This window comes from Fictibacillus sp. 18YEL24 (assembly GCF_015903855.1).
Taxonomy (GTDB): domain Bacteria; phylum Bacillota; class Bacilli; order Bacillales; family Fictibacillaceae; genus Fictibacillus; species Fictibacillus phosphorivorans_C.
This window is the reverse complement of the sequence record NZ_JACZDT010000001.1, coordinates 980,413-1,001,162: the sequence shown is the minus strand read 5'-3', so window position 1 is coordinate 1,001,162 and position 20,750 is coordinate 980,413. Positions and strand designations below refer to the sequence as shown.

General features: G+C 38.8%; 27 protein-coding genes. 15 read left to right on the top strand and 12 right to left on the bottom strand.

The genetic code is table 11. The features are described from left to right. Nucleotides 1-3 precede the first annotated feature (3 nt). On the top strand, nucleotides 4-795 hold the full coding sequence (locus tag HU823_RS05300; protein ID WP_144698905.1) for an SDR family oxidoreductase: 792 nt from the start codon (nucleotides 4-6) through the stop codon (nucleotides 793-795). 39 nt (nucleotides 796-834) lie between these two features. On the opposite strand, the gene menA is transcribed toward HU823_RS05300, so the two are convergent. Continuing rightward, nucleotides 835-1,725 carry a 1,4-dihydroxy-2-naphthoate octaprenyltransferase gene (gene menA, locus HU823_RS05295; RefSeq protein ID WP_197221329.1) on the bottom strand — a complete coding sequence of 297 codons (891 nt, stop codon included), beginning with the start codon at nucleotides 1,723-1,725 and terminating at the stop codon, nucleotides 835-837. Nucleotides 1,726-2,242: 517 nt separating this feature from the next. Between menA and HU823_RS05290 the strand changes: the two genes are divergently transcribed. Continuing rightward, nucleotides 2,243-2,395 carry a YrzI family small protein gene (locus HU823_RS05290; protein WP_144698909.1) on the top strand — a complete coding sequence of 51 codons (153 nt, stop codon included), beginning with the start codon at nucleotides 2,243-2,245 and terminating at the stop codon, nucleotides 2,393-2,395. 34 nt (nucleotides 2,396-2,429) lie between these two features. Here the strand turns inward: HU823_RS05290 and HU823_RS05285 are convergent, their stop codons facing one another. Then, nucleotides 2,430-3,668, bottom strand: a complete 1,239-nt coding sequence (locus tag HU823_RS05285) for a glutathionylspermidine synthase family protein (protein WP_197221328.1) — start codon at nucleotides 3,666-3,668, stop codon at nucleotides 2,430-2,432. Nucleotides 3,669-3,750: 82 nt separating this feature from the next. On the opposite strand from HU823_RS05285, the gene HU823_RS05280 reads away from it, so the two are divergent. Beyond that, a complete protein-coding gene (locus tag HU823_RS05280; RefSeq protein ID WP_231607263.1) occupies nucleotides 3,751-4,197 on the top strand; it encodes an RNA helicase in 447 nt (148 codons plus the stop codon). 28 nt (nucleotides 4,198-4,225) lie between these two features. Here HU823_RS05280 and HU823_RS05275 read toward each other — a convergent pair whose 3' ends face one another. After that, nucleotides 4,226-4,624, bottom strand: a complete 399-nt coding sequence (locus HU823_RS05275) for a DUF350 domain-containing protein (RefSeq protein ID WP_144698915.1) — start codon at nucleotides 4,622-4,624, stop codon at nucleotides 4,226-4,228. Between the two features lie 19 nt (nucleotides 4,625-4,643). Continuing rightward, entirely contained in the window at nucleotides 4,644-4,967 is a 324-nt protein-coding gene (locus tag HU823_RS05270) for an aminotransferase yhxA (RefSeq protein ID WP_144698917.1), read from the bottom strand. 176 nt (nucleotides 4,968-5,143) lie between these two features. Between HU823_RS05270 and sigK the strand changes: the two genes are divergently transcribed. The 3 genes from sigK to HU823_RS05255 all read left to right on the top strand — a co-directional run bounded on the left by sigK (nucleotide 5,144) and on the right by HU823_RS05255 (nucleotide 8,313). Then, a complete protein-coding gene (gene sigK, locus HU823_RS05265; protein ID WP_066237772.1) occupies nucleotides 5,144-5,851 on the top strand; it encodes an RNA polymerase sporulation sigma factor SigK in 708 nt (235 codons plus the stop codon). A gap of 84 nt (nucleotides 5,852-5,935) precedes the next feature. After that, the gene (locus tag HU823_RS05260) at nucleotides 5,936-6,217 is read left to right on the top strand and encodes an alpha/beta-type small acid-soluble spore protein (protein WP_144698918.1); all 282 of its coding nucleotides are present in this window, start codon (nucleotides 5,936-5,938) and stop codon (nucleotides 6,215-6,217) included. 314 nt (nucleotides 6,218-6,531) lie between these two features. Next, nucleotides 6,532-8,313 carry a M3 family oligoendopeptidase gene (locus tag HU823_RS05255; RefSeq protein ID WP_197221326.1) on the top strand — a complete coding sequence of 594 codons (1,782 nt, stop codon included), beginning with the start codon at nucleotides 6,532-6,534 and terminating at the stop codon, nucleotides 8,311-8,313. Between the two features lie 187 nt (nucleotides 8,314-8,500). On the opposite strand, the gene pssA is transcribed toward HU823_RS05255, so the two are convergent. The 7 genes from pssA to HU823_RS05220 form a co-directional block, all read right to left on the bottom strand. After that, on the bottom strand, nucleotides 8,501-9,046 hold the full coding sequence (gene pssA, locus HU823_RS05250; protein WP_144698922.1) for a CDP-diacylglycerol--serine O-phosphatidyltransferase: 546 nt from the start codon (nucleotides 9,044-9,046) through the stop codon (nucleotides 8,501-8,503). 170 nt (nucleotides 9,047-9,216) lie between these two features. Further along, on the bottom strand, nucleotides 9,217-9,570 hold the full coding sequence (mnhG, locus tag HU823_RS05245) for a monovalent cation/H(+) antiporter subunit G (RefSeq protein ID WP_313957518.1): 354 nt from the start codon (nucleotides 9,568-9,570) through the stop codon (nucleotides 9,217-9,219). Next, entirely contained in the window at nucleotides 9,542-9,832 is a 291-nt protein-coding gene (locus tag HU823_RS05240; protein WP_197221325.1) for a Na(+)/H(+) antiporter subunit F1, read from the bottom strand. Before HU823_RS05240 ends, mnhG begins: the two co-directional genes overlap by 29 nt. Continuing rightward, nucleotides 9,829-10,305: a Na+/H+ antiporter subunit E gene (locus HU823_RS05235; RefSeq protein ID WP_144698928.1), complete on the bottom strand. Its 477-nt coding sequence runs from the start codon at nucleotides 10,303-10,305 to the stop codon at nucleotides 9,829-9,831. The genes HU823_RS05240 and HU823_RS05235 overlap by 4 nt, the downstream gene beginning before the upstream one ends. Before the next feature lie 4 nt (nucleotides 10,306-10,309). After that, nucleotides 10,310-11,785: a Na+/H+ antiporter subunit D gene (locus HU823_RS05230; RefSeq protein WP_144698930.1), complete on the bottom strand. Its 1,476-nt coding sequence runs from the start codon at nucleotides 11,783-11,785 to the stop codon at nucleotides 10,310-10,312. After that, complete coding sequence (locus tag HU823_RS05225) at nucleotides 11,778-12,116, bottom strand: Na(+)/H(+) antiporter subunit C (RefSeq protein ID WP_137788810.1); 339 nt, start codon at nucleotides 12,114-12,116, stop codon at nucleotides 11,778-11,780. The genes HU823_RS05230 and HU823_RS05225 overlap by 8 nt, the downstream gene beginning before the upstream one ends. Then, the gene (locus tag HU823_RS05220) at nucleotides 12,116-14,458 is read right to left on the bottom strand and encodes a Na+/H+ antiporter subunit A (RefSeq protein ID WP_197221324.1); all 2,343 of its coding nucleotides are present in this window, start codon (nucleotides 14,456-14,458) and stop codon (nucleotides 12,116-12,118) included. Before HU823_RS05220 ends, HU823_RS05225 begins: the two co-directional genes overlap by 1 nt. 178 nt (nucleotides 14,459-14,636) lie before the next feature. Between HU823_RS05220 and HU823_RS05215 the strand changes: the two genes are divergently transcribed. Then, on the top strand, nucleotides 14,637-15,047 hold the full coding sequence (locus HU823_RS05215) for a hypothetical protein (protein ID WP_197221323.1): 411 nt from the start codon (nucleotides 14,637-14,639) through the stop codon (nucleotides 15,045-15,047). Between the two features lie 16 nt (nucleotides 15,048-15,063). On the opposite strand, the gene HU823_RS05210 is transcribed toward HU823_RS05215, so the two are convergent. Beyond that, complete coding sequence (locus tag HU823_RS05210; RefSeq protein WP_144703357.1) at nucleotides 15,064-15,207, bottom strand: sporulation histidine kinase inhibitor Sda; 144 nt, start codon at nucleotides 15,205-15,207, stop codon at nucleotides 15,064-15,066. Nucleotides 15,208-15,705: 498 nt separating this feature from the next. Between HU823_RS05210 and HU823_RS05205 the strand changes: the two genes are divergently transcribed. The 8 genes from HU823_RS05205 to HU823_RS05170 are packed head-to-tail and all read left to right on the top strand — an operon-like array spanning nucleotide 15,706 to nucleotide 20,739. Next, nucleotides 15,706-16,221 carry a YqeG family HAD IIIA-type phosphatase gene (locus HU823_RS05205; RefSeq protein ID WP_144698934.1) on the top strand — a complete coding sequence of 172 codons (516 nt, stop codon included), beginning with the start codon at nucleotides 15,706-15,708 and terminating at the stop codon, nucleotides 16,219-16,221. After that, the gene (yqeH, locus tag HU823_RS05200; protein ID WP_144703360.1) at nucleotides 16,218-17,321 is read left to right on the top strand and encodes a ribosome biogenesis GTPase YqeH; all 1,104 of its coding nucleotides are present in this window, start codon (nucleotides 16,218-16,220) and stop codon (nucleotides 17,319-17,321) included. Before HU823_RS05205 ends, yqeH begins: the two co-directional genes overlap by 4 nt. A gap of 15 nt (nucleotides 17,322-17,336) precedes the next feature. Next, on the top strand, nucleotides 17,337-18,164 hold the full coding sequence (gene aroE / locus HU823_RS05195) for a shikimate dehydrogenase (protein ID WP_197221322.1): 828 nt from the start codon (nucleotides 17,337-17,339) through the stop codon (nucleotides 18,162-18,164). A 2-nt stretch (nucleotides 18,165-18,166) separates the two neighbouring features. Beyond that, nucleotides 18,167-18,457 carry a ribosome assembly RNA-binding protein YhbY gene (gene yhbY, locus HU823_RS05190; protein WP_144698938.1) on the top strand — a complete coding sequence of 97 codons (291 nt, stop codon included), beginning with the start codon at nucleotides 18,167-18,169 and terminating at the stop codon, nucleotides 18,455-18,457. 14 nt (nucleotides 18,458-18,471) lie between these two features. Further along, on the top strand, nucleotides 18,472-19,056 hold the full coding sequence (locus tag HU823_RS05185; protein WP_197221321.1) for a nicotinate-nucleotide adenylyltransferase: 585 nt from the start codon (nucleotides 18,472-18,474) through the stop codon (nucleotides 19,054-19,056). After that, nucleotides 19,043-19,633: a bis(5'-nucleosyl)-tetraphosphatase (symmetrical) YqeK gene (yqeK, locus tag HU823_RS05180; RefSeq protein ID WP_197221320.1), complete on the top strand. Its 591-nt coding sequence runs from the start codon at nucleotides 19,043-19,045 to the stop codon at nucleotides 19,631-19,633. The genes HU823_RS05185 and yqeK overlap by 14 nt, the downstream gene beginning before the upstream one ends. Next, on the top strand, nucleotides 19,630-19,998 hold the full coding sequence (gene rsfS, locus HU823_RS05175; protein ID WP_144698944.1) for a ribosome silencing factor: 369 nt from the start codon (nucleotides 19,630-19,632) through the stop codon (nucleotides 19,996-19,998). Before yqeK ends, rsfS begins: the two co-directional genes overlap by 4 nt. Beyond that, nucleotides 19,999-20,739: a class I SAM-dependent DNA methyltransferase gene (locus HU823_RS05170; protein WP_197221319.1), complete on the top strand. Its 741-nt coding sequence runs from the start codon at nucleotides 19,999-20,001 to the stop codon at nucleotides 20,737-20,739. Nucleotides 20,740-20,750: the final 11 nt, after the last annotated feature.

Genomic DNA, 20,750 nt, shown 5'->3' with positions numbered 1-20,750 from the left:
AATATGTATCCAGATTTAAAAGGGAAAACGGTTATTATTACAGGTGCCGCTACGGGTATCGGGAAGGCTTGTGCATTAAGATTTGGACAAGAACATGCTAACGTTGTTATTAATTTTCATTCAGATAAACAAGTGAAAGAAACAGAAGAAATGATAAAGGAAATTAAGAATAGCGGTGGAAATGCAATTGCTGTTCAAGGAGATGTAACAAAAGAAAGTGACATCAAACAACTTATTAAGAAAGCAATTGATGAATTTGGGTCGTTAGACATCATGATTAACAATGCTGGTATTGAAAATGAAGTTCCTTCACATGAGCTCACATTGGACGATTGGAACAAAGTTATATCTACGAATTTAACAGGTCAATTTTTAGGTTGCAGAGAAGCAATCGATTATTTCCTCGAACATGATATCCAGGGAGCCATAATCAACATGTCGAGTGTACATGAGATCATACCATGGCCGCATTTTGTACATTACGCAGCAAGTAAAGGTGGAATTAAGCTGATGACACAAACGCTCGCACTTGAATATGCTCCTAAACGTATCAGAATCAACAGCATTGCGCCGGGTGCGATCAATACACCGATCAATGCTGAAAAGTTTTCAGATCCAAAACAAAAAGAAGGGGTATTAAAGTTAATTCCTATGGGCTATATCGGGGAGCCAGAGGAGATTGCAGCGACAGCAGTTTGGCTTGCTTCAAACCAAGCAAGTTATGTTACAGGTCTAACGCTGATTGCTGATGGCGGAATGACATTATATCCAGGATTTCAAGCTGGAAAAGGGTAAAAGAAAAAGTCCACTTCTAACAAGTGGACTTTTTCACGTCTATAATAGGATTCCCGTTAAAGTACCTACACAAAGTAGAATACCAAAAGCCATATGAAGTAGCGCTGTTAAACCAAGTGCTTTGTTTAATTCTTTTGCATCCCACGTGGATATCGCAATCTTTAATCCTTTTAACGCGATAGGTAGAGTAATCGCAGCTATAAGGCTCCATAGGGGTAAGATATTTAAGAATATAAGAGCTAATAAACTTACATACGCACCAAGCATTAAGACATAATATTCTAGTCGTGATGCTTTTCTTCCGATCAAACCAGCAACTGTTGTTTTACCGATCTGTTTATCTGTATCGAAGTCACGCAAGTTGTTAGCGTGTAAGATAGCCATAACTAGAAGGGCGTTAGGAATAGCGGCTAAAAAGATTTCTGTGTTTATTGTTAAAGTTTGAGTGTAGAAAGAACCAACAACTGCGAGAATACCTAGCGTACTTCCAGATGCGATCTCACCTAGTCCGTTGTATGCAAGCGCATAACGAGTAGCTGTGTAAAAGTAGCCTACAAGGAGTGACGGAATACCGAAGTAAAGAACAACAGGGCCGGTAAGTGCAGTTAAAATAAGTCCCACGATAACGCTTAAACTAAAGAAAATAAGACCTGTGATGTATACTTGGCGTGGAGTCATCTCTTTTCGGTCGATAACGCCTGATGGGCTCAACGACCCAGGAATGTCCGCACCTTTTACATGATCGAAATAGTCGTTCACTAAGTTTGTTCCGCACTGAAGAAAAACAGCACCAATAAGTGTTAGAAAGAAAGTAGTCCAATGTATGCTTGTCCACTGCAATGCAAGGATTGTCCCGAAGATGACGGGAATGACAGAAGCTGTTAATGAAAAAGGCCGAGTCGAAGCGAAGATGACCTTAGGATGTATCATTTGTGTTTCCCCCTTTACACTCATAATTATAGTAAAAGTTTGTGAAAGTGTACACATAATTATCTTGTAAAGGTATTGCCTATTTATAGAAAACCTTAACAATCTTTGTATACTTTCCATTTTACGTGCATATACTTATCTAGGAGAAAAAAGCTTTACACAACTTGGTAAATAGTGTAAGGTTTTCTAAGTAAAGTAAATTAAAAAAAGGAGGTTGAACACAATGATGATTTACATGAAAACGATCTACCAACTGAATAAGTCTTTACGTTCGACCGCCAATCAGCGCAGTATGTCTATTTAACCTTATTTAAAAGACACCGCAGGTCGAATGCCTGCGGTTTTTTGTGTGCTTTTTTAACACCGCAGGGGTTATTCTGCGGTGTTTTTTATATACAACTTAAAGGAGGAGAAGAAAATGATAATGATTGGAATTACACTGCTGACTTGGCTATTAACGGAGAAAGATTCAACCTGAGGGAAAAAATATGATTGAAACGAAGGAGCTAAAAAAGATATGTTTACACTACATTTGTTTTTTGTAACGATTACCTTTTCTATTAAGAGGAACCGTCGACCTGATGAGCTTTACGCTCGTGATAGGGAAGTAAAAACACTTTATGATCGTGCTAAAGAAAAAGCATCTTATAATTTGTCTTCATGGCTGTAAAAAAAACGAGCGCGTGCCGGTTCGGCATGCGCTGTCATTTTATACATGAAGGCAAGAAATAGGATAGGTTATCAGTTATAGCATTTCCGATACGGTATCCAAAAGCGCTTGGTTTTCCGTTAATGAGAAATGTTCCTGTCATTCGGTGACCTTCTTGACTGCCTTTTTCAGATTGAAATGTCATTTTGGGAAGTGATACATGTTTTTGATAAACACTTGCATAGTTGTCATAACTCTGATGTTTGTCTTGATCTACCAAGTAGCCGTTACCGTCAAATATACGAACCGTATCTCCTTCTCGGCCAAAAACAGGCTTTTGCACATACTTTTCTTTGTTTTTCAAAAACGTGTCGGGTTCAAGGTAGGTCGGTAAGAAATAGCGTTCGATCCATTCGTGTTCTTCACTTGAAAAGTAAGGAGAGCGTTCCTCATGTAATCCCCATATGACAGCTAAAATGGCTTTGCTCTGTAATAAAAAGGCGGATGGTGGGTTGATGATGGCCAATTGGTTTTGAACCACAAGCTGCGTTAACTGTAACCCTATATCCTCGTTCGTCACTTTATCTACATCTTGAATAAGAAGCTCGATGGGAAAAGTCTGTCTATAGAGTACATCGATTTTTTTCCCGTTTTGATCGAATAAACCGATTCCTTTTCGTATGACCAATTCTTCCAAAGGTACAAACTGAGAAGGAAATCCTGAAAGTTCTTTAAGATAAAGGACGGTCTGCTTGTCTTCAACATTCTCCTCATGTGCTGTAAAAACGATATGCGGGGCGTGTTCCATCTTCAAGTGTCGATATGCACTCAAGATGGAGGAACGTATAGCGTTCTTTAATTGCTTCTCTTTGTTTTCGTTAGGATTGCGGTATCCGTGCTGCTTACAGACCAATTCGTTTACTTTAAAACATTCATAAATAAACGTTGGCGTATCGCTGTTAAACTCCATGATCTTATGTCCCTCGGGTGTTTCGATTGAATCGATCCTGCCAATGACCGTTTTAGCTAATGGCGTTTGATAGCGGAGAAACGAATTAAGAACCTCAGGGAAACCGAGAAGCTGTAAGATATCATCTTCTATATTTTCTGACTGTAGAAGGGAAGCCGTCTTAAACAAGATGTGGCCACCTCTCTCACCTAGAAGTTCCACATCTCTTGAAGCGTCTTCTGATATTTCAGCAGGTTCGTATAAAGCATATTCTTGACCATACATATCGGCCCAAAATTCAGGTAGCTGATTATAAAATTTTTGTCTATTATCTATATAGGTCATGCGTGTGATTACCTCCAAAACATACATATAAAACTGTAAACTGGTATGATAAACATAACAAATTATAAAGAGGATGAAAATAATGGAACTTACTTATTTTATCGAAAGAGATAACGAATATGAAGCTTTCTTAACCTATAAGATTCCTGAGAACATGCATAACGATGAAAAATATGCACGACAGCTCTGCGAATTTTTTGTAACAGGAGGAAAAGAGTACGAGCTGCAATCGAATGAGATGAAAGGCAGTGAGGAGATCTTAATCGTAAAAGAAGTCGGAGAGGCTCGAAGATTTACGGAGGAAACGAGTTACAAAGGAAGAGGGATATTTTTAGAATTCCGGTCTTATCATTCTTCAGGAGATATGCCAGTACTACATACCCAAGCTTTAAATAGCCATTGGGATGTTATACGGTATTTATTAAAAGACGTAGTGGATATACCGGGAAAAGGACAGTATTTACGCGATTCAGCTGAAATAGATGAAGACCGTGCTGTTTACGTGATGTATGTGGGAGATAAAATTTAAGCATGTGGCGGATGCCACATGCTTTTTTTTAATATGTAAGACACTGAGCGATAACCCAACCAACGGAAACACTCAAAAACATAACGAGAAGTCCAACCGCTTTATTATCTGCATCGATTGCTTTTGAGATGCTCGAACGAATCGCTAAGTGTTCAGCTACGAATAAAGCTACGATTTGTGCAATAATCCCGACTGATCCCCAAATCAGCAGATCAACAATGCTCAATGAATTTGCGATTGATGATCCAATGACAAAAGCAAGACCAAACAGCCGTCCGCCAAGTGATAGAGCTGCTGCACAGTTCCCTTTACTGATTAATTGAAGTTCTTTCGTTTTGGTTGTTAACTCGAAAATGATAAAGCCGACAAAAAGTAATCCAAGCCCTGTAGCCGCATAAAGGGCAAAATTAAGAAATAAGTTCTCCATCTTTACAACTCCTCATGTTTTATCCGCCAAATCCTTTACTTCCTCCGAAGCCAGATCCGCCGCCTTTGAAACTTGAACTACTTTTGTAGGATTTATAAGCAGAACTTTTTAATAAGCTGCTTTTTCCTTTGTAGTAACTTCCGCCATGATAATAATGGCCGAAATAGCGAGAACCGGTATCATCACATTCATATACCCCATCGTCTTCATCCCATTCCCAATCTTGGCATTCCGTATCAGTTGGCTCTGGTGGGATATCTTGTGCTTGGTCGTTACAACCAGAGAGCATGACTGCAACAGATGCAGAGGATACACCTGCAATAAGCTTTTTTGTTTTATTCATATCTTCACCTCATTCCATGCTCAATTATAGTATGGATCACTCTGTATTTGAACCATTTATTTCTAGTACGTTTGAAAAAATAAAAAGGTTCCTTTGTTTTTAAAGATGTACAGACACACCCAAGCCCAGCACCGCATAAAGATAAGGGAATAGAGAATCGTCTTGGAGGTGCTGTCATGTCATTAGTAGGTGTGTTGGCTTACTTTTTTAAGGAAGTTATGCTTTTCGTTTCATACGTTAAAAATAATGCGTTTCCCCAGCCCCTGTCTGAAAATGAAGAAAAGCAGTACTTAAAAGAGATGGCCGAAGGAAACGAACATGCAAGAGCTATGTTGATCGAGCATAACTTAAGGCTTGTTGCACATATCGTGAAAAAATTCGAAAACACAGGTGAAGATACGGAGGACTTAATATCAATTGGTACGATCGGACTGATAAAAGCCATTGAGAGTTACTCGAGAGGCAAGGGCACGAAGCTTGCAACGTATGCAGCTCGATGTATAGAGAACGAGATCTTGATGCATTTAAGGGCTCTAAAGAAGACGAAGAAAGATGTTTCCCTTCACGACCCGATCGGAACAGACAAAGAAGGAAATGAGATCACATTGATCGATGTGTTGAAAGCGGAAACAGAAGATGTTGTGGATGCCATCCAATTAAAGATGCAAAAGAAAAAGATATACGATTACATTCATGTATTGGATGACCGGGAAAAAGAAGTGATCGTCGGACGGTTCGGACTCGATCTTCAAAAAGAAAAAACGCAGCGTGAGATCGCAAAACAATTAGGGATATCTAGAAGTTATGTCTCAAGGATCGAAAAGCGAGCGCTTATGAAGCTGTTTCATGAATTTTACCGAAGCCGCCAGCAATCAGAACGATAAATACTTACCTAAGAAGACTGGTAACAATTACAGTCTTTTTATTTTTTTAATCGGACAAACTAAAGAAAAAAGGAGTTTTTATATATGGCAAGAAGAAAGCGTCAACCCATCGTCCCAGAAGCTAGAGAAGGGCTCGATCGGTTAAAAGCAAAAGTAATGAGGGAAGCGGGTTATAACGTATCAGATCAGTCACCAGATGATGTGAAATATGAAGTAGCCAGAGACATGGGTGTTAACTTACAAAAAGGATATAACGGTACGATCACTTCAAAAGACGCTGGAAAAGTTGGCGGACAGATCGGCGGAAGAATGGTGAAAGAACTCATTTCGCAGGCAAAAGCGAATTTAGGAAAACAAGTACGATAACTTGGTGTTTAGATATACAAAACAGGGAATAGAATAGGTAAAAAACCAGGAGGGGTTCTTATGCAAGATGCTGTACTATATGGATCATTCGTAGTGATGCTGGCCTATTTTGTCTATGTTTCAATCGCTGAATAATTTGTATGGGAGTTCTCCTTGCTGAGGAGACCTTCTTTTTTTTGTTCTTAGAATCATTATGACCCTACTTTTGTAATGTAAAAAAATAAATCAAAAAAATAAACTTCATAGTCGATTTTTGTTTGAATATTTTTTATAATAAGAAAAGAGTGGAAATATGTACATATGGGGGAGAAATAATGTTATTACAAGATTTAAGACAAACATGGGAACTTGATTCCGTTTTTCCTGGTGGTAGTGAATCGAAAGAACTATTAGCTGAAATAAATTGGACGGAGAACGAAGCGAAAGAATTAGCAAAAAAAGCGGATTCTTTCACGTTTTCAAACGAAAATTTCTTATCTTTGATCAAAGAGCTACAAAGCTTTTCTGAAAGATTATCAACTGCAGGAGCTTTCATTGGCTGTTTGATCGCTCAAGATGTTAAAGACAAAAAGGCGATGGCTCTTCGGGGACGATTAGAATCGGTATATGCAGCATTCTCTAACGTCGGTTCAGTTATCGATCAAAAGCTAATGGATATTTCTGAAGATGCATGGAAAGATTTGATGAGTCTTCCTGAGTACGAACATATCGCGTTCTCTTTAAATGAGAGAAGAACGAATGCAAAAGAGAAGCTTGGTATCTCAGAAGAATCATTGATCAATGATCTAGCTGTAGACGGCTATCATGCTTGGTCAACTTTATACGATCTTGTGGTAGGCAGGATCTCTATCAAAGTTGAGATTGATGGAAATGAAGAAGAACTCTCTGTAGGGCAAGCGGAGAATAAATTTTCAAGTCCTGACCGTAATGTGAGAAAAGATACGTTCGAAAAATTCGTTCAAGCTTGGGATCATGAAGGTGAGTTCTGTGCGGCGTCACTAAATCACATCGCAGGATTTAGAAACGAGATCTACAAGCACAGAGGCTGGGAAGAAACATTAAAAGAGCCCCTCGCGATCAATCGTATGAAAGAAGAGACACTTTCAGCGATGTGGAAGGCGATCACTTCTCAAAAAGAAATCTTTGTAAAATACTTAGATCGAAAAGCGAAGCTCCTAGGTCTAGAAAAATTAAGCTGGTACGATGTTGATGCACCGTTATCTTCTGCAAACAGTAAGATGAGCTATGACGAAGCCGCTCAATTTATCGTAGAGCATTTCCGTACACTCGCGCCTAAAATGGCTGATTTCTCTGAAAAGGCATTCCTAGACGGCTGGATCGAAGCTGAAGATCGTTCTGGAAAAAGACCAGGAGGATTTTGTACCGGGTTTCCAACAAAGAAAGAAACAAGGATCTTTATGACGTTCTCTGGAACACCAAGCAATGTTTCAACGTTAGCACATGAGCTTGGTCATGCCTTTCATACGGATGTTTTAAAAGAGATGCCTTATTATGCAACGAATTATGCGATGAACGTAGCTGAAACAGCTTCGACTTTCGCTGAGATGATCGTTGCTGATGCAGCAGTTTCGAACGCAAAAACGAAAGAAGAGAAAATTGCTCTTTTAGAAGATAAAGCTCAACGTTCCGTAGCATTTTTCATGAACATTCATGCTCGTTTTCTGTTTGAAACAAGAATGTACGAAGAAAGAAAAGCAGGTCAACTATCAGTAGAACGCCTATGTGAGCTGATGGAAGAAGCTCAAAAAGAAGCGTTTAACGGTGCACTCGATGAGTATCATCCTTATTTCTGGGCGTCTAAGCTTCATTTCTATATTACGGACGTACCATTCTATAACTTCCCGTATACATTCGGTTATCTGTTCTCTGCGGGAATCTATGCAAAAGCGAAAGAGGAAGGTCCTTCATTCGAAGAAAAATATATCGCCCTTCTGCAAGATACAGGAAAGATGGAAGTGGAAGAGCTCGCACAAAAACATCTTGGCATAGATGTAACAAAGCAAGACTTCTGGTTAAAAGGTATTGAGCTTGCTGCAGCCGATGTAGAAGAGTTTTTGGCATTAACAGAAGAATAAACATAGAAAAGGCGGTTCCTTTAAGAGGAATTGCCGTTTTTCATTATCACTGAAATTTCTAGCATTAGTTAACAAAGTTCTAAAATTGTAAAAGGTTTATACAATTGGCGGGTATTAATTCGAACGATCGAATGCACACAAAAAAAGCTTGGCAACAACATGCCAAGCTCTTTTTTAATGACCTAATTCATCTCTTTTCAATCGTAATGGTACTAATCATAAGTACAGATAATCCAAAGGTCAGGAACATATATAGAAATCCTGGTACCAGATCAACCGTCAGATAACCTGCAGCCATCAAACACCCAGCTAGAGTGATCGGCACGCCTACAAAAGAACCGGTAAACTCTGTAATGTTAAATCGAGCCAGCCGAACCGCACCACAAACAATAAAGATAATGGTGAAAATCATGCCAGGAACACCAAACTGATGAAGTACGACTTGATAGATTAAAAATGCAGGTGCGATCCCAAATGAGATCAAGTCGCAAAGAGAGTCTAATTGTTTTCCGAACTCGGACTCAATATTTAACTTTCGAGCTACCATTCCATCAAAACGATCAAAAAGACCGGCTAAGAAGATTAAGATGAATCCTAACTTTAAATCTCCTGAGATCATAAATAATAAAGCTAAAGTTCCTAGTGATAAATTGATCAAAGTTAAGAAGTTAGCGGTCTGACCCTTCACTTTCTTAAACGTTGAATCAATACGCTCTCTTTCGAGCATGAACATACAATCACTCCTCAAACGGGTAACCGGCTAGAACGCAATAAGTGTGCATCTTTCAAAGAGATAAACAAGTATTCTTTGATAAATAAACGTATCCTTGTTCGTTGCTTAAAATTATATACCCATTCTAATCATTATATGACAACGAGTAAGTGATTAATAGTAGTTATAATTTAAGGAGTATTGGAGCTATCTTTCTTTTCAAGTTCATTGAATACCGTTTTTTCAGAGAGTGGTACTCCTGTTCTGTATGCTGCTCTTGAGATCATATGCCCGGCTACTGGAGCAGTCATCAGAACAAACAGGATACCGAGTATCAATTTACCGCTGAACACATGCATTTCAGACAACACATAGATAAAGGACCCGATTAAAATTCCGGATACTCCTAATGTTGAGGCTTTACTTGCAGCATGGAGCCTTGAATAAACGTCAGGAAAACGTAGTACACCGAGTGTTCCTGAGAAAATAAAAAAGGTGCCAGCGATGAGGAAGAAGCTAATCACGATCTTGATCAATGATAACACCCTTTTCTAAAAATTTTGCAACAGCGACAGTTGCAATAAACGTCAATATGCCGATCAGCAAGATAATATCGTTCAACTGAACAGTGTCTAATATTATGGCCATAATACCAGTGATCGCGATCAAGTTAATGCCGATCGTGTCGAGTGCTACTACGCGATCTGGATTTGAAGGCCCCTTGACCGCTCGATAGAGAAGAAGTAGAATCGAGATGGTCGTGACGAATAAACAAACATGTACAACAATACTGAACCAATCTGTCATCGAGTTACCTCCCTTATTGCTTTTTCAAATGATTCCTTAATGCTAACGATGGTTTCATTAACATCTGGAAGATCGAGCGCATGGATATAAATATATCGTTGGTCTCGAGAGACATCTACAGACAGCGTTCCAGGAGTTAAGGTAATCAAATTAGCAAGTAAGGTGATCTCCCAATTTTTTTTTACGTCAATCGGAAGTGCGAGTATACCTGGCTGAAAATCAAGCTTGGGTTTATAAACCCATTTTAGAACTTCGATATTAGCAAGAAGAAGTTCTCTTATGAATAAAAAGACGAGATAAAGAATCGCTCTCACATGTTTAAAATAGTACGAATCAGGAATGAAACGATTCAGCAAGTAGAGAAGTGCCGCTCCAATCACAAATCCAACTATAAAACTTGCGAAAGAGTAGCTCTCAGATAAAAACATCCAAATAACGCCGATCAGCAAATTTAGAATAAGTTGAAATGTCATGGAATTACTCCTTTAATACATAATCGATATAGATTTGCGGATCGATCAGACTGTCTGCTGCTGCCTGAACATAAGGATAGAACCATTCTGCTCCAACACCTAGCAAGATAGAAATCGCGATCAATACAGCAGATGCTGCTAAACCAGAAGTTCTCACAGACTGTTTTGGCTCTTCTTTAAGCTCACCCCAGAATGCACCGATAAAGATGCGGATCACAGAAAATAAAATTAACAGACTCGATAGTAATCCGACCCCAGCTGCAATATAATGTCCTTCATCCATCGCACCTCTTAAAAGGAGGTATTTTCCGATAAAGCCACTAAAAGGCGGGATTCCAGCTAATATGAGAGATGCGATAAAGAACATCCAACCCATAAGCGGTGCGGTTTTTATATATCCGCCCATCTTTTTTAGGTTAGAAGTTCCAGCATGCCAAACAAGTAGGCCGGCAAGGAAAAATAAAGCGGCTTTAATTGCCATATCATGAACAAGATAGTAGATCGTACCTGCAAGTGATTCTGCTGAGAAAGTTCCTATACCAAGAAGCATAAAGCCGATCGCTGGCATGATATTGTATGCAATAATCAATTTCACATTAGATGTTGAAAGAGCACCAATGACTCCGATGATCATGGTTAGAGTGGCTATCCATATGAAAAAGGTGTGTGTGAGCTCAAGTTTATGAGAAAAAATGAGTGTAAAGACTCTTAGCATAGAGTACACACCAACTTTAGTTAACAGCGCACCAAAAAGGGCAGAAACGATAGGTGATGGCACGATATACGATTTAGGAAGCCAAAAGTACAATGGAAATAGAGCACCTTTTGTTGCAAAAACGATAAATAGCAGAATCCCTATTCCTGTTAAGATACCTTGCTGTTCAACTTGGGCAACACGTTCCCCTAGTTGTGCCATATTTACTGTTCCTGTGACTGAGTAGAGAAACGCTACCGTTGTAACGAATAGAATGGACGAAAACAAATTTAGTAAGATGTACTTTACAGATTCCCGAAATTGGTGCTTAGAACCACCGATGATGATCAGTCCATAGGATGCCATTAACAACACTTCAAAAAACACGAACAGGTTGAACAGATCTCCTGTTAAGAATGCACCACTCACCCCTGCGATCAGTAAGAAGAACAAAGGGTAAAAATAGTGCTCTACCATTTTCTCCGTAACAGAAGATAGTGCAAAGATCGCGGCAGTTAGAGCGATCACATTCACAGCGAGTATCATGATGACGGACAGCTTGTCAGCTACAAGGATGATTCCGTATGGGGCTTTCCAACCCCCAGTTTCCAAGATTAAGGGTCCGTTCGAGAATACATGATAACTTAAGAAGATCGATACACCGAAACTTAACAAGACCACTAGAAATGAAATGTTAACCGTTGCCTTTTGTTTCTTATTGAAGAAAACAAGCAAAGCTCCGAAAAACAAAGGTATAAATATTGGCAAGAATACTAAATTACTCATCATCTGTTCCCCTTAGCTGATCCATCATATCTGTCTTATTGCTTTGATAGGTTCGATAAGCTAGTACAAGTAAAAAGCTCGTAACCCCAAAACTAATAACAATAGATGTCAGTATTAGCGCTTGAGGAAGAGGATCCGTATAGTCCTTGATCCCCTCTATTAAAATAGGAGGTTTTCCACGGTTTAGTTTTCCCATCGTTAAGATAAACAAGTGAGCTCCATGTGACAAAAGCGCCGTACCAAGTACAATTTTTAATAACTGTTTCTGAAGAATAAGATAAACGCCGGCTGCAAATAACGTTCCGGCAAGTATAGACATAAGAATTTCCATTAGTGGTTCATGTCTCCTTTATCCCGGTATTTTATCATGGCATAAATGCCTAAAGCAGCTAGACCAAGTACTGCTATTTCAAATAAAGTATCCAAGCCACGGAAGTCAACAAGGATAACGTTGACGATATTGTCTCCACCGCCAAGCTTATAAGAGTTATCTACAAAATATTTTGAAATGCTCTCAAAATATTTAGAGCTATGAGAAGAGATCGCTACAACAGTTAAGAGTGCTCCCGTTGAAGCTGCTATAACAAAATCAACAAGCTTTTCAGAAGATTTTTTGTCCGATTTCTTCAACTTTGGAAGATGCGCAAAGCATAGCAAGAAGAGAGCAACCGTTATGGTCTCAACGATAAGCTGTGTTAAAGCGAGATCTGGTGCTCGGAAGAAAACAAACAATAATGAAAGACCATAACCCACAACTCCGATTACAATAATTGCCGCTATTCTTTGTGTCATCCAGATCGTTGCAATGGCAGCAACAGCCATAACGAAACCGACTAACACCTCAGGCCACGTAACAGGTGCTAAGTCATCAAACGCTATCTTAAATCCATCTGTAACATATATAAAGATTGAAGTAGATACAACCAAGAATACAAGAATGATGGATGTATACAGTCGTAAGGAACCAGTCATATAAAACTTCGTGAATTTACTCGAGAAACTCAATAGACCGTTTACGATAGTCTGATATACGCGATCGGTTGAAAACTTTCCAGGTACTCTATTATAGATAGGTTGCCATCTTTTTAGCGTTAGAGCGAGAATAGTTCCAACTGCAACTACAATTAGAGACATGTAAAGCGGTCCGTTTAAACCGTGCCAAAATTTAAGATGAATTTGTGCGAAATCTCCTGTTACTGAAGCAACCGCCGGTGCAAGTAACGATTCATTGATCAAGTTTGGCAATAACCCGATCAAAACGACAAATCCAATAAGGATAATCGGAGAAATCAGCATACCAATTGGCGCTTCGTGAGGTTTTTTCTCCAGTTGATCTAACTTGGCTTTACCTGTAAATGTCCCAAAAACTAAATACATAGAATAGACGAATGTAAAGATACTTCCGATTACGGCTAGCAATGGAATCCACTCTGCAAACGTTCCGGCAAAGCCGCTCGTTTGTTCTAATTTTAATGAAGAATCAAAGAACATTTCTTTACTTAAAAATCCATTGAAGATCGGAAGCGGAACGCCAGCCATTGAGAATGCTCCAAAGAATGCTAGAGTAGCTGAGATCGGCATAAAGGTATAAAGTCCACCAAGTCTTCTGATATCCCTCGTACCTGTCTCATGGTCAACAATACCCGCTATCATAAACAAGCTGCCTTTAAAGGTAGCGTGGTTAAAGATGTGGAAGATCGCTGCGAGTGTAGCAATACCAGTACCAAAGCCGAGCATCGTCATGATCATACCAAGCTGGCTGATCGTTGAATAAGCTAGTATACCTTTTAAATCAGTCTGGCGAGACGCGAGGATCGATCCTAAACAGAGTGTGATCAGACCCACTCCAGAAACGATGATGAAAAATACATCCGTCCCACTAAAGATGAGAGAGAACCTCGCTACAAGATAGATACCTGCTTTAACCATCGTTGCAGAGTGAAGGTATGCACTAACTGGAGTTGGTGCTTCCATCGCATCAGGTAGCCAGCTGTGAAAAGGAAACTGTGCCGATTTTGTAAAAGCTCCAATCAGTAACAATAGTAATATAGGTATGAACAAGTCACTCTCAATGATTTCAGAACGATTAGCAATCATTTCTCGAATGCTGTTCGTTTCGGCTGTGATGGATAGGAGTATGAGAGCACCTAGCATTGCCAGACCACCAAAAACCGTTACGAGCATTGATTTTTGTGCACCATATGTGGACCGTTCACGATAGAACCAAAATCCAATCAATAGAAAGGATGAGATACTCGTGAACTCCCAAAACGTATAGAGTACGAATACATTGTCAGATAGTACGACACCAAGCATCGAACCCATAAATAATAGTAAATAAACATAGAAATGCACGAGCTGTTCTTTTTTCGATAAATAAAAGATCGAATAAAGAACGACTAGTGATCCGATTCCTGTTATTAAAAGTGAAAAAAGCATGCTAAGTCCATCTAAATAAAAACTTAATTGGATATCGAGAGATGGAATCCAATTCGCGATGCTTTGTACGATTTTCCCTTCTGCCAATATAGGCAGTTTTGAAATGAACAGGATAAAAAGCACTGCTGGAACAGGCAGCACAAACCAACCAGTATGTATCCGGTCTACTTTCTTAGCGGCAAGTCCAATTAATAATGCTGCTAAAAAAGGTAAGAGTATGTAGATGTGCAACATGAGTACCGGTAAACCTCCTTAAAACCCAAAATAATCGTCATAGTCCATTACATTGTAAGCAAAACCTTTCCTCTTTAGCAAATACTTTACCAGATAGAAACTGTGTAATCAGATTGATTTTGCAACTCTTGAATATCCTTCCCAAAAAATACCTAACCTATTTGAGAGGTGATTGAAAATGAGACTACTACATACATACGGAATACTATTGATTTTGTTTCAACTAACTGGCTGTTTTAATGATTCTATTTACAAAAAAGATGAGACGAGCCCAGAGTTTCAACCAAGAGAATACTATAGAAAGCATATTAGTATTTCTGAAGCCGGGGTTTCAACAGCATCTTCACTTGCTGAAGAAATGAAACGTGAAATTAAGAAAAATAAATTTATTAAACGTGCAGTGGTTGTAAAAGAAGAAGAAAAATACGTAGTTGCGATACAGATGAAATCTTATCATTATAAAAAGGCAGACTTATTAAGTAAAAAGTATAAGCTAGCCTGGGAAGAAAAGTGGAAAATTCCAATTGAAATAACATTCGATCCAGAAGAATATCGTAAAGTTGAAAGAGAGTTGGCCACAAAAAAATAGAGCGTATATTTACGCTCTACATTAAAACTTGCTGTAATCTAGCATGAAGAGATCTTCTGTCAATCTCTTTCTTTATGAGTAAAATAAAGTCATTACTAAGTTTCAGTTCTCTAGCTTTTAAATAAGATTCAATCAACAGGTCGTCTGAAAGTTTTTCCATAATATAGCCCTTTAATAGCGGCATGGTCACCTCCTGCTTTTAATAAAAAATGGTGAAAAGTATTCTACATTCATATTTGTGTGAATATGATGATAAGTTCATGATTTATGTACTTGCTTTATGTACTTTGAAGCTTACCATGTATTGTAAAAAGGAACAACCGTTCGTTTATCCACAGTGTTTGGTGGATAAGTTGTGGGTAAAATGTTAACATCTTTAAGAAAGATAGCGGATACTTAGGTAAATAATGTGAATAAGATTATCCACACTTCGGGTAGGGGAACAATTTGTCGAAAACTTTTTATTTATTTCAAATAGCGAATGTTTTTATCATCGAATAAAAATTATCTTGCTTAAATATTTTATTTAGCCGAAAAACTTGATTGAAAGCTCTATAAAAATATATATAATGACAGTTATTGTAGAAAAATCGTTTGTACTTCCTTTCATTACTGGTAAAATAGATACGTTGAAAAGGAAACGTGAAGAGGTGCTAGAATGTTAAAACATTTTTTGCCGGATCAACATGTTCAAAATATATTGGACATCACACCGGAAATGTTAGTTGAACGAGGAGTAAAAGGTATTATCACGGACTTGGATAATACGCTTGTGGAATGGGACAGACCTGAAGCTACTCCAGAATTAATCGAGTGGTTTACTTCTATTAAAGAAAAAGGTATTTTGATCACAATTGTTTCAAACAATACACAGCATAGAGTAAAGAGCTTTTCAGACCCTGTGGGTATTCCGTTTATCTACAGTGCAAGAAAACCAATGACCAAAGCTTTCAAGCGTGCTCTAAAAGATATGAAGCTTAAAAATGAACAAGTTGTTGTTATTGGAGATCAACTCCTTACTGACGTACTTGGTGGGAATCGATTAGGTTTGCATACTATACTCGTAGTACCAGTGGCAAGCAGTGACGGTACTTGGACAAGGTTTAACAGAAAGATCGAACGCATCATATTGTCTTGGATGAAAAGAAAAGGCATGCTGCATTGGGAGGAATAGGTTTGGAACAAATTAAATGTGTGGGTTGTGGAGTTACCATACAAACAGAAGACAAAGAAGCGCTTGGATACGCACCTCTTTCCGCACTGACGAAAGAGCTGCCTATTTGCCAGCGCTGTTTTCGTTTAAAACACTATAACGAAATTCATGACGTAAGTTTGACAGATGATGATTACCGTAAAATCGTCTCAAGTATTGGAGATGAAGATGCACTAGTTGTTAAGATCGTTGATATTTTTGATTTTAATGGAAGCTGGTTACCGGGACTTCATCGTTATGCAGGAAACAATCCGATACTTCTTGTCGGTAACAAGCTCGATCTGCTTCCAAAATCAGTGAATCCGAACAAGGTTATACATTGGATGAAGAAGGAAGCTAAAGAGTTAGGCTTAAAGCCGATTGATGTCAAATTGATCTCTGCTGACAAAGGTTATGGTATTGAGGAATTGGCAGAATCTATCGATCATTATCGCCAAGGAAAAGATGTATATGTTGTAGGCTGTACGAATACAGGAAAATCTACTTTTATAAACCGTTTGATCAAACAATTTGGCGAGGAAGCCGCTGACTTGATCACAACGTCTCATTTTCCAGGAACAACACTAGATCTTATTGATATTCCACTTGATGGAAGAAGTCACATGTACGACACGCCTGGAATCATTAATCACCACCAGATGGCGCATTTTGTATCTAAAAAAGAATTGAACATCATCATGCCTAAAAAAGAAATCAAACCTATGGTGTTTCAGTTGAATGAGTTGCAGACTCTGTATTTTGGCGGACTCGGAAGAATGGATTATATAAAAGGCGGCAAACAGTCATTTGTATGCCATTTTTCAAACCATTTGAACATCCATCGAACGAAGACCGACAAAGCGGACGAACTATATGAGAAACATCTTGGTGACATGTTAGCTCCACCTGAAGATACGGAGAACTTTCCGAAGCTAAAACGCTATGAATTTGTTGTAAAGGAAAGCAAAACAGATATTGTGATATCTGGACTAGGCTGGGTAACCTTCCCAGAAGCAGGTGCGAAGGTCGCTTTTTATGCACCAGAGGGTGTAGCAGTAACGGTTCGAAAATCCTTAATCTAAGGAGAGATTTTCATCATGATTAAAGCACTTGTCATCGGAGATCCAATCGATCATTCCTTATCACCTATCATGCAAGCGGCGGCATTCCAAGAATCGGGCATTTCGGGAACCTATGAAAAAAAACGTGTACCTTCAGATGAATTGGAGAAATTCGTTAAATTCCTAAAAGAAAGCAACTATGCAGGATGTAACATTACGATTCCTCATAAAGTAGCCATTCTTCCGCTATTAGACGAGGTTGATGAAGAAGCAAAAGACATAGGCGCTGTTAACACAGTCGTGAATAAAGATGGAAAACTGATTGGGTATAACACAGACGGTAAGGGATTCTTATTAGGTTTAAAAGAAATGATCCAAAAGCCATTGTCGGAGTTAAACGTACTTTTGATTGGAGCTGGCGGAGCTGCACGATCTATCGCTTATGCACTAAGTAAGGAAGCACCTAACTATATGGCGATAGCGAATCGTTCAGAAGGACGTCTTCATTCTTTGTTAAAAGACTTGAACGATGAACGGATTAATGGCTTGTCTTTACAAAAAGCTGAAGAAGATCTTGCTCTTTTTGATATAGTAATCAACACGACCAACGCGGGTATGCATCCACATACTGAATCTATTCCACTGAAACTTAACTTTTTAAAGAAAGGCGTAGTGGTAAGTGATATCGTATATAATCCGCTAGCCACAAGATGGCTTAAAGATGCACAGGAAAGAGGCGCCGCAACGGATAATGGTGTATCTATGCTCGTTATGCAAGGAGCTATGGCATTTGAAAAGTGGACGGGCACTTTTCCAGATACAAATAAAATGAAACAAGTCGTTTTGGAACAACTTAGGAGGTAACTATGCTTACAGGTAAACAAAAACGTTTTTTACGATCAAAGGCACACCACATTCAACCAATTTTCCAGGTTGGAAAAGGTGGAGTAAATTCAAATTTAGTCAAACAGGTTGACGAAGCACTTGAAGCAAGAGAACTAATAAAAGTTAGCGTGCTTCAAAACTGTGAAGATGATAAAGATACGGTAGCGTCACAGCTTTCTTCTGGTTCAAAAGCAGAGTTAGTACAAGTGATCGGAAGCACAATCGTACTTTACAAAGAATCTATCAATCAAAAACGCATCCAACTCCCATAAGGAATGACATTGTAATGAATAAACATATAGGGCTTTTTGGAGGTACGTTTAATCCACCACATAATGGACATCTGCTTATTGCACAAGAAGCATTCACTCAATTGAATCTAGATGAAGTGTGGTGGATGCCTTCCTCTTTACCTCCTCATAAAGAGAAAGACATTGAAGTCTCCGATGAGGAGCGCATAGAAATGGTTCGAAAAGCGATTGGTAACAATGAGCATTTTTCCCTTTCTTTACTTGAATTTGAGAGAAGTGGACCTTCATATACTATTGATACGATAAGACTTCTAAAGGAAAAATATCCACAAGCTACATTTACTTTTATTATGGGTGGAGATATGGTTCATTCCTTAAGCAATTGGCATAAAATTGATGAGTTAAAGAACCTTATTGATTTTGCAGGTGTCGGTCGTAGAGGTTATGACGTGGACCAACATTGGGAGAGGTATCAGGTAAGACATGTAGAAGTACCTATTATCGAGATCTCGTCATCGTTTATCCGTAATCGATCACGCTCAGGTCAGAATATTCGTTACTATGTCTCTGATGAGGTCTGGAATCATATAAAGGAGAAGCGCCTTTATGGAACGAACTAAAGCACTGGAAATTGTGAAAAAACAGCTTACAGAGCACCGCTTTATCCATACGTTAGGAGTGGAAGAAACAAGTCTTGCCCTAGCACAGAAATATGGAGTGGATTTAAAAAAAGCAGAAACAGCAGCAATTTTTCATGATTATGCTAAATTTCGGCCAAAAGATGAAATGAGAGATATTGTACGAAGCGAAGGACTTTCCCAAGACTTGTTGCTCTATGGAAACGAAGTGTTGCATGCACCAGTTGGAGCGTTTTTAGTTGAAAAGGAAGTTGGAGTAACAGACAGAGACGTTTTAAGTGCTATCTATTACCATACAACGGGTCACGGAGCAATGACTAGGCTTGAAAAAGTGATATTTTTAGCAGATTACATCGAGCCGAACCGTCAGTTTCCTGGTGTGGAGAGTGTTAGAGAGATGGCAGAGCATGATCTTGATGAAGCTTGTTTGATGGCCGTTAAAAACACGATAACTTTTTTAATGAAGCAGAATCAAAAAATCTATCCACTCACGTTTGAAGCGTATAACGGATTGCTTCAAGAGATTAAATTAAAAAAAGAGAAGGAGTGCACTGGATGAACGTAAAAGAGCTTATGGAATTGGTCGTGAAGACCGCTGATGATAAAAGAGCAGAAAACATTGCTGTGTTAGACATGGAAGGAATCTCGCTTGTAGCAGATTACTTTGTTATCTGTCATGGTAATTCTGAGAAACAGGTTCAAGCGATTGCGAGGGAACTGAAAGATGTTGCCCTAGAGAATGAAATTCAAATTCGCCGGATGGAAGGCTATGACCATGCAAGATGGGTTTTAATCGATCTAGCAAATATTGTTGTTCATGTATTTCATCGTGATGACCGCAGTTATTATAACCTTGAGAAATTATGGGGAGACGCGAACAAGATTGACGTAGATGCTATTATTGCCCCACAACAAAACATATAGATGAGTTATCAGCGATTTGCCTATCTATACGATGAATTGATGGAGGACGCTCCATACGATGAATGGCTTAACTTTGTTAAAACATCAGCTTCGAACCATTTGGAAGACGGGAAGCGGTTTTTAGATGTAGGTTGTGGTACGGGATCGATGACGGTTCTACTCGCAAAAGAAGGGTTTGAAGTAACCGGGGTTGATCTTTCTTCAGACATGTTGATGGTTGCAAAAGAGAAAGCTGAATTAGAAAAAGTTAACCTGTCGCTTTTTCAGCAAGATATGCGAGAGTTAGAAGGACTGGGTATTTATGATTGTGTCACGATATTATGTGACTCACTGAATTATATTCTGACAGAAAAAGATGTGAAACGCACATTTCTTTCAGCAGGTAACCACCTGAAAACAGGAGGACTTCTTCTTTTCGATGTGCATTCCTTACATAAGATCAATGAAATTTTTATTGGACAAACATTTGGAAGTAACGATGAAAAGCTTTCTTACATATGGCAATGCTATCAAGGTGAGCTTGAAAATAGTGTAGAACACGACCTGTCCTTCTTTATGCAGAATGGAGAACGATACGAAAGATATGATGAACTGCATACACAAAGAACATTTTCCGTCGAGGACTATTGCAATTGGTTAAGAGAATGTGGTTTTGAACATCTAAATGTCTCCGCAGATTTTAAAGGAATAGAACCTACCGAAGAAAGTGAACGAATCTTATTTGTTGCGAGAAAAAAATAAAATGATGAGAA